Raw genomic sequence first — 11,574 nt, forward strand, 5'->3', positions numbered from 1 at the left:
GGAAACGAGAGTTCCTCCGGTATGCTGCCGGTTCCCCTTGAGTGCGGGTTGGAACCTTGAACGCCACACTCGGCGGAAATCCGATGGTCGGATTCCACGCCCTTCAGGGCGTGGAGGAGGTCAACACGTATCTTATTCCTTTGACGGCGTCTGCTCACCACGGCGACCAGACATCGTTTTGATATCGATTTCGTACCACTCCTTGTCGAACATGTCATTCCGCCAGCGGTCATCACCTGCGGCGTCATCAGCCCGGTGAAAAAACAGCGCTGCAGCCCGACTCGAGACGTTCTCCGGCGGAACTTTGTGAAGCGTCCCAGTGACGACGACGCTCGCCCACGTCGTCTGATCTCGAAATTCATACGTCGTGAGCGTTACCTCGTCGGTCGACTCGGCAAACTGCTTTCGCTTGCTCGTTTCAGTCGAGACGAACTCCATTACGAGCCGATTGTAGTCCTCGTCGTACCCATACGAAATCGGAATGCCATACGCACGATTGTCCGCTGCGAGACTGAGCGTGCCATGTCCCTGTTGCTCGAGAAAATGGACCGTTTCTGCAGTCGACATCGAGTACCCGATCTGTTCAGACATATCATGTGAATATCAGTCGCAGAGAATAAAGACATGGGATAGTACTCGGCAGAGTGCGTGGTTCCGACTCAGCGACCCCCAGAACAAAGTTTTAGGCCTTCGAGTTAGAAGCCAGCACTATTCAACTCGAAATTGTATTTTGGCGTTTGTCTCGGCTGCGCATACACATCTGAACCACTATGTCTGACAAGGGGCCCGAATTCAGCTATAATCGCGAGACAGCAGGGGGGAAGACGGAAGACGATCTGTCACCGAAATCTACAGATCGGCTGGCGGATGCGTCCGCCGACGTGGGTGGCCAAGAGTTAGCCAGTCTCATCGACGACGTGCTGTCGGAGGCACGCGCAGACACGAGTCCACTCTTTCCAGGCGATCCGTTCGATCCCGTCCGCGAACCGGAGATCGACGAGACGTTTTTCGAGTTCGACTATCTCGAGACACACCACCAACGCGACTGGTCGTGGGTTAATCGACCGTATGCATATCTGGCGACCGTCTCGGATGACGCGACCGACGAGCCGCGTCTCTGGGTCGTCGAGCCAGCGCTCGATCAGTTCGAAGCATACGTTCGCGACGACCTCGAGCAGACGTTTCGATCCGAGTTAATGTATGCGGACGGAACCGGTGATCAACCGTCGCGTGCGGTCTTCGATAGCGAGGCAAAGCGGATCGTCACGGAGTATGCGGCGTCCGTCTCCAGTACGTCGTTACACAAGATTCTCTATTATTTGCGCCGGGATTTCATCGGATATGGGCGGATCGATCCACTCATGCGTTCGCCGATGGTCGAAGACATTTCCTGCAGCGGCGAGGAGGTCCCGATACACGTCTATCACGGTGAGTACGGAAACATCCCGACGAACTGTCGGCTCGATGCGGGGCAACTCGATTCGTACGTAATGCAACTCGCCCAGCGAGCGGGCAAACATCTCTCCGTCTCGAACCCGCTCGTTGACGCCAGCCTTCCGGATGGGTCCCGGATGCAAGCGACGCTGGGTGGTGACGTGACGACACGCGGGTCAAATTTTACGATTCGAAACTTTACCGATACCCCGTTTACGCCCATCGATCTCATCGACTCCGGTACGTTCAGTATCGAACAGATGGCGTTTTTCTGGTTTTCAGTGCAGAACAACCGCTCGCTGTTGTTCGCTGGAGCGACAGGTTCTGGAAAGACGACGAGCATGAACTCGATGTCATTTTTCATTCCACCCCAGAGCAAGATCGTCTCTATCGAAGATACACCGGAGCTCTCGTTGCCACACGACAATTGGATTCAAAGCGTCTCCCGTGAAGCCACAGGCGATCAGGGACGAGGCGAAGTCTCGATGTACAACTTGCTGGAAGCAAGTCTGCGACAGCGACCAGAGTACTTGCTCGTCGGCGAAATCCGAGCTGATCCACGCGTCGCCTCAACGTTCTTTCAGGCGATTTCGACCGGCCACACGGCGTATACGACGTTTCACGCGAACTCCGTGCGAGGGCTGTTGAGCAGACTGCAAAACGAACCACTGACCGTTCCGAGACAGATGATCGCCGAACTCGATCTGGTTTCGATACAGAAACAAGTGCGCGTCGATGGCAAGAACGTCCGTCGAAACAGCGAGGTCGTCGAGATCATTCCCCGAGACGAGGGTCAAGACATGCTTCAGGCGCGCACGGTCTTCGATCGCGACCCTGCGACGGATAGTTTCAATCGGGCACAGACCTCACAGACGATCGACGACGTCCGTGAGGAACGTGGCTGGACGACAGGGCAGGTCGAAACCGAACTCAAGCAGCGACGTGAGATCCTCGAGTATCTTTACACGAACGGAATCAGCGGCTACGACGCGGTCGTCAAGACGACAACGATGTTCGCTCGCCAACCTGACACAGTCGTCGATCTCGTCCACGACGATGAGCTCGCGTCTGTCCTTGCCGAGTCGGGTGACTAGCCGTGGATGAGACACCTCTCGAGGAGACAGACCAGCCAGCAGCTCACGCACAGCCAAGCGTGGGTGTTGACGCAGACGATGCGACCCGCCAGTTGACGGATCGACGCCCGGACGACCAGCTGCGAGACGGCCTCGCCGACGAGTACGGACGCATCCGGGCATATTTCAAGGGCCGGACGAAGCGCTACCGTACGTTACAACATCGTCTCAAGCAGGCTCACATTCGGACGACCGTCGACAAGTATCTCGCCGAAAGCGCCGTCAGGAGTCTGCAAGCGGCTGGTGGCGGTGCCGTTCTCGCCGTCGTTGTCCTCATCGCAGTGGCTGTCATTGCTGGAAATTTCGACCGCATCCATGCTGTCACGGGATCGACGCCGATGGAGACAGCCGTGTGGGCCGTGCTTTCGGTCTCGAGTCTCGCGATCGTCTGTGGCGGTGTGACGTGGGGATGGATTGTCCACTACCGGCCACGCCGACTCGTCAGTACACGTCGCAGTGAGATCGAGTTGGGATTGCCATCTGCAATTACGTTTCTGTACGCGATGTCCGGTGGTGGTGTCGATATTATCACGGCAGTCCGAGCGCTAGCCGACGAACAAGCCGTCTACGGTGAAATCGCCGACGAGTTCGACCTGATCGCTCGTGAGATGGAACTCTTCGGGAACGATCTGCATACGGCGATCGAAAACACGCGCGATCGAACACCGAGCGAGGCGCTTCAGCAGTTTCTGACGAACCTCCTTGGCGTCCTCGAGTCGGGTGGAGATGTCAGCAGATTCCTCGGCGACGCGATCGACGAACAGACCGAAATCGCCCTTCAGAAACAGGAGACGTTCGTCGAGCGACTCGGGCTGATCAGCGAGGTATTTATCGCCGGGTTCGTCGCTGGACCGCTATTTTTGATTATTACGCTGCTCGTGCTTGGCCTGTTAGGCGGCATTGGCACCCTCGAGATCGCCGTCGTGATCTACGTCGTGTTGCCGCTGAGTGCGGTCGGGTTTTTCCTCTTCGTCGATCTGTTCGCCCACGCCCCTCGTCTCACTGCATCGAAAGCAGCCAACGGACAGACACAGGAGGGATCCATCGGTCGTAGCGTGCCATCGGCCGATGAGTCACTCGAAGACTCCACGCGGTATCGGACATACCAGCAGCGTCACCTCCGTACAAGAGTCTTGGAACATCTCACGAACGGTATCGAAGACATCACACGGCGGCCACTGTTGGGATTTGCGATTACCGTTCCGCTGGGCGTCGTGCTTGCGGCCGGCGTGGTACTCAGTGGCCGCGTTCGACCAACGGGCGCTGCCATCGTCGTCGAGCCCGTCATGACGACACTCTGGCTGGCCGTCCTCCCGGGACTTGTCGCCAGCGTTCCGGTATCGGTGCTGTACGAACGGAACCGACGGCAGGAACGACAGATCGTCGATCAGTTTCCGGATATTTTGGAGACGCTCGCAAACGCGAATCGAATGGGTGTAACGCTCACTGACGCGTTCAACTTGCTCTCGACGGCGGGTACGGGCCCGTTGAGCGACGAGCTAACGACGGTGCGAAACGATATCGTCTGGAATCACGACCCTTCGAAGGCGTTTCGTCGACTTGCAGGCCGCCTCCCGATTCCACAAGTCGCACCAACGTTGACGATCATCGCGAAAGGAAATCGAATCAGTAGCGATCTCCACGAAATCCTCGAGATCGCAGCCGAGGAATTACAGATCCACGCTCGCATGAACGCTGCCCGACGGAACGAGGTCGGACCGTATCTGGCGATCGTCTTTATCGGCTCGCTCGTCTATCTGTTCATCATCGTCGTATTGAGTGTGAGCTTTCTCGACCCGATGGCAGCGGTCGCAGCCTCGAGTTCCGGTTCCATGGAGGCGAGCCCGGCGACGATTTCGATCGACGTCGACGTGTTCCGAACGATCTTTTTCCACTCCGCGCTCATCCAAGGTATCGTGGCTGGGTTAATCGGTGGGAAGTTGGCCGAGAACAACCTTCTCGGCGGTCTCAAATACGCAATCTCGCTGTCGGTGCTCGTAACGGTGGTGTTTCTCGCCCTATGAACCGCGACGTGATCGGTACCGATCGTGCCGTTTCGCCGCTTATCGGTGCGATCTTGCTCCTCGCGATTCTCATGACGATGCTGGCGCTGTTACAGTTGAACGCGGTTCCAGCCCTGGTCAGTGAGGCGGAGTTCAATCACAACCAGCGCGTCCAGGGTGAGATGCGAGATGTCGCCGCGGGGATCGACAGATCGGTGGCGATCGGAACGAGCCAGTCGATCGCACTGACCCCTGGTGTTCGATATCAGTCGCGTCTGTTCCTGTTGAACCCACCGCCAGCGACTGGAACGGTTCGAACGGGCAAGCCGGAAAATGTGACCATCGATGGTGCGTACGCCCACGGGGAGACGGGCGATTATTGGAACGGTTCGCTGAAACGGCTCACGACGCAGCCACTCATCTACACCCCACACTACAACGAGTACCGCAACCCGCCACAGACGATCTACGAGCTGGGAACCGTCTATAACCGCGTCGGAGAGACGATGGTTGTCACGGACGGTCATCAAATCGTCGACGGCCGCACAATAACGCTCACAACGGCCAGGGGCGCGGTCAGCAATACCGGCGTCGATCGGACACTCCTCGAGATCCGGCCCTCGAGTACCGAAACGAGAACTGTCCTCGTCTCCGGTACCAAATCGAAGCCACTCACGCTCGAGATCCCAACTGAACTCACCAAAACACAGTGGAACGATATCCTGAAGAATGACAGCCATGTGACCAACTATGAATGCTCCGCGACCGAGCAGGCTGACGAACCATGTGAGAGACTCACGATAACGTTAGAGCGGGATGTAACCTACGAGATGCAACTCGCTCGAGTCGGGATTGGGGGTCGCTCCGTCACGCAGCCGCCGATGTATCTCACCGACATCGAGGGCGCTAATGCGAGTCTGCCGGCAGGCGGAAGACAGCGACTCGTCACGGAGGTCAGAGACGAGTTCGATAATCCAGTCAGTGGTGTTTCGGTCGAGGCCAACGTCTCTTCGGGACCAGGCACCGTCAGTCCGGTTGAGCAGGCGTCGGGTACTGATGGTCGGACAGCGTTTGTTTACGAGACACCAGATGATATCTCTACGGTTCGGGACGTAACTGTTGTAGCCGAGTTTGGTGGCAATGACAAAGAACAAGCTGACAAAGCGAGAGTAGAGTTTACACTACAGGTCTGGGGAGAGTCGGGCGACGAAAAAGAAACGGACGACGATCAAGGCCCACCGGAACATGCGGGTCCGCCAACCGATAGCGATGGCGAGGACGAATTGGACGACGAGGAAGAACCTGGCAACAGGGGAGAATCGAGTTGGGATCGAGGTCGACCATTTAGTTTCGAGCCAGGCCTCTCGTGAGTCGGCACACACCGCCGTGTCGGGTTTCATTTTCTCGATTCGATGCGAGACTGTGCGCGTATCGGCGAAGATGGAATTCAAGACCCTCGTCATTATTAGCGTTCGGTTCATAGCGCTGATATGGCTGTTTCGACGGGGATCGAGAAATTAGACGAGATCCTCGACGGGGGATTCCAAGAGAACAGAACGGTCCTCGTGACTGGGCCACCAGGGGCCGGAAAATCGACGCTGGCAATGAACTTCTTGCAGGCTGGCCTCGAGAACGACGAGCACTGTACGTACATCAGTACTGAACAGACGCCGGATGAACTGCGTGACACGTTCGAGCCGTTCTCGTTTGATCTAACAGACGAGTCACTCACTGTCCTCTCGTTACATGCACGTCCCGGCAGTGGGACCGACCAATACGATCAGGGAACAATCGTCGAAACGTATGGTGCGGATCGGACCGATGACGACATCGACCGTCACCTTCTTCGGACCCTCGAGGGGGGCGACGAGATTGATGACCACTCCATCGATTTTACACCCGCGAACCTTCGGGAGTTTTTCCGCTTTAATATCTCGGGCGACCGTGTCGTCGTCGATAGCATTTCCGGACTCCGTTCCGTCAGCGAAAACGAGCAGACGTATCGACGGTTCCTGCTGGACCTCATCCAGTTGATAAACGATCATCACGACGCAACAGCGCTGTTTACTGCAGAATCGTCACGGCCGAACACCAACGGTATGCAAACGGGCCAATTTTCGGTCGACGAGCTCACACAGTACAATCTGCATGGCGTGATACGGCTCCAGCGAAACCGACTCCGCGGAACGGACAGACGATTACTCGATATTCTGAAAATGCGTGGTGTGGCGTACGATGACCGAACGTTCGAACTCGTGTTCGGCGATGAGGGGATTCGTATTCTTCCGGAGAACCGGACGTTTAGTTCGACGCTTCGTGTGACGAACCACATATCGACGGGTATTGATGGTCTTGATACGCTACTAGGTGGTGGAATTCTCTCTGGTGAAAGTGCGGTCGTTCAACACGATGGAAAAGCAGAGGTCGGTGGGATCCTCTATGTCATCTTATCAAATATACTTAAAGAAAATCGGTCCATCGCTCTCTTGCCACGTATCAACTCACAACCATTGTTTCTCCAGTCGGTTTTCGAACGGCTTGGAACGCCAATGGATGACCTTCTCGACGACGATCGTCTCTTCGTCTTCGACCATCACGGCGTCTGGGATGACCATCAGAACATTTTCAAATCCGCCGAAGACGAAAGCGGTATCAAGAGTGCGATGACGACGATACACGATCGGTCTCGTAGTCAAGGCGTCGTGCTATCACTCGATACAAACACGTTGCGCCACATGCTTGGCGAAGAGACGACGCGGCAGGTTCGATCGTGGCTCCAATCATCCGTCGTAACCCCAACCGACGCCATTATCGACATTCACAATCCGGCACTGCTACAAGACGAACTCGCTGCGTTCCATGTCGACCTCGCCTCTCAGCTTCTCGAGACGTGGATGAACGATACTGGCCTCCAGTATGTGCAACTTCACAAGAGCCCGACCGGCGACACTGGTGCAGTACGACTGATCGAGTATCTAGATAAACCCCCGTACGTTCGAGTCGTTACTTGATATTCCTTCGCCCGTTACAGTAGACGTCGAGCCTAATTCATGTCGCTGCTGGTGAGGTTATCTATAGTCAAGAGAAGAGGGGTAGTCGTCGTTCTCAGCGAGCCACTGCAGCGCATCGACAAGGACCTGGTTCGCTGTCTCGGCTGTGGCCCGTTTCGAGAGTGCCTGGGGGCCGTCGATTGCCCCTTCGAACACGGTCCACTTGTCGCCGTCGTGGGCAGCTATGAGCCGCTGTTGACGGTCGTGGTCGTCGACAGCGATCAACTCGTCGTCGAAATCGAGTTTGAGATTGGCCACTAGTTAGAGTTTTGCCACTAACATATTGAATATATCGAAACAGGTGACTATTTTGACTTGAACGCTTCCGCAAGCCGATCGCGCATATACTCACGGCGATACTGTCGCCGTTCGGTCTCCGAGAGATAGTTTTTCAACACGACACTCGCGTCCGAACTCCCCTGGTCGGCCGCGATCGCGTCGAGATGCTCGAGCAACTGTTTCTGTGCGCATCTGTCTTTAACTAAGAGACGAATCGCGTGACAGCGGCGGCTTATCGAGGCTACTTTTCGAGAGGAGGCATCCGCTGTGCACACAGAAGCCTCCTCATTGAGGATCAGTTGTCGGCTCACTACACTGTTTTCCACTGAGTTCCTCGAAGAGCACGCCGAGGAGAGTGGTCTGCATAATCTTTGAAGCTGCAAAAGACGGACCTAGAACCGATACGAGGGAGGATGCTGTTCTCTCTGAGCACGGTTAGAATCATAATGGGCATTCAACAGAAATTGTATTTATATAGAAAATATGCAACGACAATTAAGTTAAGGAGTGAACTATTTATCGAGACGGCTCATTACAACAGTTCTGAAAAAATAGCTCCCAGGAGTATGTAAATAAGCATCCGCCGGCCCTAGACACGCAATATGGACCGGAGTCGCCATATTCCACGCTCCTCAGGACTGCATGTTCAATAGTTTCGCTGATCACTCCGTGACGCGCTCGCCGTCAAAACACCAATCTGGATGCTTGGAGACAGCGCCTACGACATTCTTGACCGGCACGACCCCCTGCTGGACGCGGGGGTCGTGCCAGTCTCCCCATGCAATCAGCGCAACACTAACGACCCGAAAGACATCGAGTACAGGGTCGAAGACCGTGTTGAGGAACATGGAGAAGACGTGCAACTCGAGCAATCCATCTTAGACGAGACATACGATCGGCATACAGGAGTCGAGAGAAGCAACGATGCTTGAAGGACTGCGGCCTCGGACACGTTCGCACCCGGGGCCGCGTCCACGCACGAGCAGAAGTGTTCGTTGCGCTGTGTCTCCGGATCGTGATTGCAATCACCACCTACGAGCGAGAAGACGATCCAGAACATGGGAAATTCAATCTATGAGTTGAATCCTATGACATCCTCACGATTGAGCTGGAATGATGTCCTCGTTTTTAAGTAGTATCGGAGTATCTCTTCACATAATTCATGTCCGAGGGAACGGGTTCTGATCTCAGCCGCGAACTCGGTATAGTTGCGGTATTCACTCTCACGACAGGGACGATGCTCGGAGCGGGGATTTTCGTCCTTCCAGGGCCGGCAGCGGAAGGTGCGGGATCTGCTGCGGCGCTCTCGTTTGGTCTGGCCGGCCTGATCGCGCTCGTGGCGACGATGTGTGCAGTCGAACTCGCGACGGCAATGCCCAAGTCTGGCGGTTCCTACTACTTCACAAGCCGAGCGATGGGGCCACTCATCGGCACCGTCGTCGGTTTCGGTACGTGGCTTTCGCTCGTCTTCAAGGGCTCGTTTGCTCTGGTCGGACTCGGCTGGTACGTCACCGAGTTCTCGGCCGTCCCTATTCTCGGCGTAGCAGTCGTTGGCGGGTTCCTGTTGACGGTCCTAAACTGGGTTGGAGCCGAAAAGAGCAGCTGGCTCCAGAACCTTATCGTCGGCGGACTGGTCGTCATCCTTGGAATTTTCGTCGGCAAGGGCTTGTTTGCGACCGATCGCACGCTGTGGCAGCCGTTCACGGCTGGCGGCGTCGGAGGGGTGGTCGCCACGACTGGACTCGTGTTCATCTCCTATCTGGGGGTGGTGAAGGCGACTGCGGTCGCCGAGGAGGTCAAAGATCCCGGAACGACGCTCCCGCGGGCGTTGTTTAGCGCCGTGGTCTTCGTCACGTTCCTGTACGTCGCAATCATGCTCATCATCACAGGGGTCATGCCACTCGACGACATCGCTGAGAGTACGGCGCCGATCGCCGACGCTGGGAGACTGTTTCTCGGTGCTCTCGGTGGCGCGGTCGTCGCGATCGCGGGCATCTTCGCAACCGTGTCAACTGCCAATGCGGCCGTGTTGTCCGCCTCGCGGTTCCCCTTCGCGATGTCGCGTGATGGGCTTGTAACACCGAAACTTCGACAGCGTTCGTCCCGCTTCGAGACGCCGACGTGGGCCGTCTGGCTGACCGGGGGCGTAATGATCACGCTGGTGTTGGCGTTCCGCGGCGACGTCGAAGGCCTAGCGAAAATCGGGGGCACGTTCGGCATTCTTGTGTTCGCGCTTCTGAACCTCACCGTCGTCCTGCTCCGGAGCGCCCAACCGGAGTGGTACGAACCGGCGTACCGAGTCCCGTTTTCACCGTGGTTGCCGCTTGCCGGTGCCGTCGCCGCGTTGCTCCTGCTTCCGTTTATGGGGCGACTCTCGCAGGTCGCGGCGGTCGTGTTCGTCCTGTTCGGAATCGGGTGGTACGCCGTCCAGCTACAGGTCGGAGAGCCCGTCGAGCCGGACCACGACATCAGGGACCTGCTTCTCGGAGCCCAGTACCGACAGTCGATCGAAGAGAAAGCATCGAAGAGTAGGGAGTTCACTGACCTTGGGTCGCATGTACTGGTCGAGACCTTTGAGGGAGAAACCAACCCACTCCTCTGTACGTTAATGAATGCATTTGCCGAGGAATTCGATGCAGATCTGGAGGTGCTGGCTATCTCGAAAATCCCCCCGCAGACCCCGATCGTGGAGCCTGTATCTCACGCTGATGCCGACTGGAAGGAACCCATCGAGAGCGCCCACACGCTGGATCGGGACGAGCACACCGTCTCCTTCGAGCAGATCCGCACCCACGACCGTGGCGCCGCCCTGATAGATGCCATCCGCGAGAAAACGGAACTCGTTCTCATCGATTGGCACGACCCAATCAGAAAATACCACTTCCGAGAGAGTCACGTCGACGAAATACTCCGGTCGCCGCTCCCGGTCAGACTCGCCGTACTGAAATACCGGGAGACCGGCGACATTGAGGACATTGTCGTCGCGGCCGCGACCAACCCCTACGACCGCGCGGAGATTGAACTCGCAGACGCGGTCGCTGCCGCCACGGATGCGCGCCTGACGTTGGTCAAGGCAATCGACGAGGAGGCCGCCGAGGAGGCGGAAACGTCCGCTCGGGAGTATTTGACCGACCTCGCGAAACTCACAGATAGTCCTACGGAGACGGAACTACTTCGAACCGATGACGTCGACTGTGCTTTGGTCAAACGGGCCAACGCGGCCGATCTCTTGGTAATGGGTGGACCCACCCGCCCAGATCGGATTCGCGAGTTTTTCGGTCAGACCACTGATTTCGTCCCCGCCGAGACGACGAGCTCCGTCCTCGTGGTCAAAGAGCCAGGTGTCCAAGTCCCCCTCTCCCGACGAATCTGGCGCTGGCTCAGCCGCCCAGACTGAAGAACGATCTCACGGGGAGACAGCATAGTCGGCCTGTGCACATATTTCCAGGCCGTGGGACAGTTCACCATGATTTATATTTCAGGAGAGGAAGCTAGTTTAAGATAGCCCCATCCAATGGTAGCTACGCCACGAGTGATTCTCTCCCTCGCGGTTCTCAAAGGGGAGATCATCCCCGATCACTTATAGGTGGAACAGGCGCAATACCACGCCGTTCACGGCGTGGATACGCGCCGTCACTCGGGGCGGAGACACCGTTTGGATGTATAATCTGAGTT

7 protein-coding genes and 2 pseudogenes are annotated in these 11,574 nt (G+C 56.7%); 6 read left to right on the forward strand and 3 right to left on the reverse strand.

What is annotated here, in order from left to right; genetic code table 11:
* Window positions 1–132 precede the first annotated feature (132 nt).
* A complete protein-coding gene (locus tag BSG09_RS19125; protein ID WP_223174789.1) occupies window positions 133–591 on the reverse strand; it encodes a pyridoxamine 5'-phosphate oxidase family protein in 459 nt (152 codons plus the stop codon).
* Between the two features lie 179 nt (window positions 592–770).
* Between BSG09_RS19125 and BSG09_RS19130 the strand changes: the two genes are divergently transcribed.
* The 4 genes from BSG09_RS19130 to BSG09_RS19145 all read left to right on the forward strand — a co-directional run bounded on the left by BSG09_RS19130 (window position 771) and on the right by BSG09_RS19145 (window position 7,581).
* Window positions 771–2,528 (forward strand): type II/IV secretion system ATPase subunit, encoded by a 1,758-nt coding sequence (locus tag BSG09_RS19130; protein WP_223174788.1) that lies wholly within the window; start codon window positions 771–773, stop codon window positions 2,526–2,528.
* A gap of 2 nt (window positions 2,529–2,530) precedes the next feature.
* Window positions 2,531–4,591, forward strand: a complete 2,061-nt coding sequence (locus BSG09_RS19135; RefSeq protein WP_223174787.1) for a type II secretion system F family protein — start codon at window positions 2,531–2,533, stop codon at window positions 4,589–4,591.
* Window positions 4,588–5,940 (forward strand): hypothetical protein, encoded by a 1,353-nt coding sequence (locus tag BSG09_RS19140; protein WP_092935972.1) that lies wholly within the window; start codon window positions 4,588–4,590, stop codon window positions 5,938–5,940. The genes BSG09_RS19135 and BSG09_RS19140 overlap by 4 nt, the downstream gene beginning before the upstream one ends.
* A gap of 120 nt (window positions 5,941–6,060) precedes the next feature.
* Entirely contained in the window at window positions 6,061–7,581 is a 1,521-nt protein-coding gene (locus tag BSG09_RS19145; protein WP_092935974.1) for an RAD55 family ATPase, read from the forward strand.
* Between the two features lie 57 nt (window positions 7,582–7,638).
* On the opposite strand, the gene BSG09_RS19150 is transcribed toward BSG09_RS19145, so the two are convergent.
* Together BSG09_RS19150 and BSG09_RS20505 are read right to left on the reverse strand one after the other, a co-directional pair.
* Window positions 7,639–7,878 (reverse strand): hypothetical protein, encoded by a 240-nt coding sequence (locus tag BSG09_RS19150; RefSeq protein ID WP_092935976.1) that lies wholly within the window; start codon window positions 7,876–7,878, stop codon window positions 7,639–7,641.
* Between the two features lie 47 nt (window positions 7,879–7,925).
* A pseudogene (locus BSG09_RS20505) lies at window positions 7,926–8,087 on the reverse strand (site-specific integrase); the annotation flags it as partial.
* A 480-nt stretch (window positions 8,088–8,567) separates the two neighbouring features.
* Between BSG09_RS20505 and BSG09_RS19160 the strand changes: the two are divergent.
* Window positions 8,568–8,977: pseudogene (locus BSG09_RS19160) on the forward strand (transposase); the annotation flags it as partial.
* An 84-nt stretch (window positions 8,978–9,061) separates the two neighbouring features.
* Entirely contained in the window at window positions 9,062–11,296 is a 2,235-nt protein-coding gene (locus BSG09_RS19165) for an APC family permease (protein WP_092935980.1), read from the forward strand.
* The last annotated feature ends 278 nt before the right edge of the window (window positions 11,297–11,574 follow it).

Source organism: Natrinema hispanicum (assembly GCF_900111485.1).
In the GTDB taxonomy this organism is placed as follows: domain Archaea; phylum Halobacteriota; class Halobacteria; order Halobacteriales; family Natrialbaceae; genus Natrinema; species Natrinema hispanicum_A.

Excerpts from the sequence above, each read along its gene's own strand:
- BSG09_RS19140 (WP_092935972.1), top strand. The coding sequence starts at position 4,588 with ATGAACCGCGACGTGATCGGTACCGATCGTGCCGTTTCGCCGCTTATC.
- BSG09_RS19145 (WP_092935974.1), top strand. The coding sequence starts at position 6,061 with ATGGCTGTTTCGACGGGGATCGAGAAATTAGACGAGATCCTCGACGGG.
- BSG09_RS19165 (WP_092935980.1), top strand. The coding sequence starts at position 9,062 with ATGTCCGAGGGAACGGGTTCTGATCTCAGCCGCGAACTCGGTATAGTT.
- BSG09_RS19125 (WP_223174789.1), bottom strand. The coding sequence starts at position 591 with ATGTCTGAACAGATCGGGTACTCGATGTCGACTGCAGAAACGGTCCAT.
- BSG09_RS19130 (WP_223174788.1), top strand. The coding sequence starts at position 771 with ATGTCTGACAAGGGGCCCGAATTCAGCTATAATCGCGAGACAGCAGGG.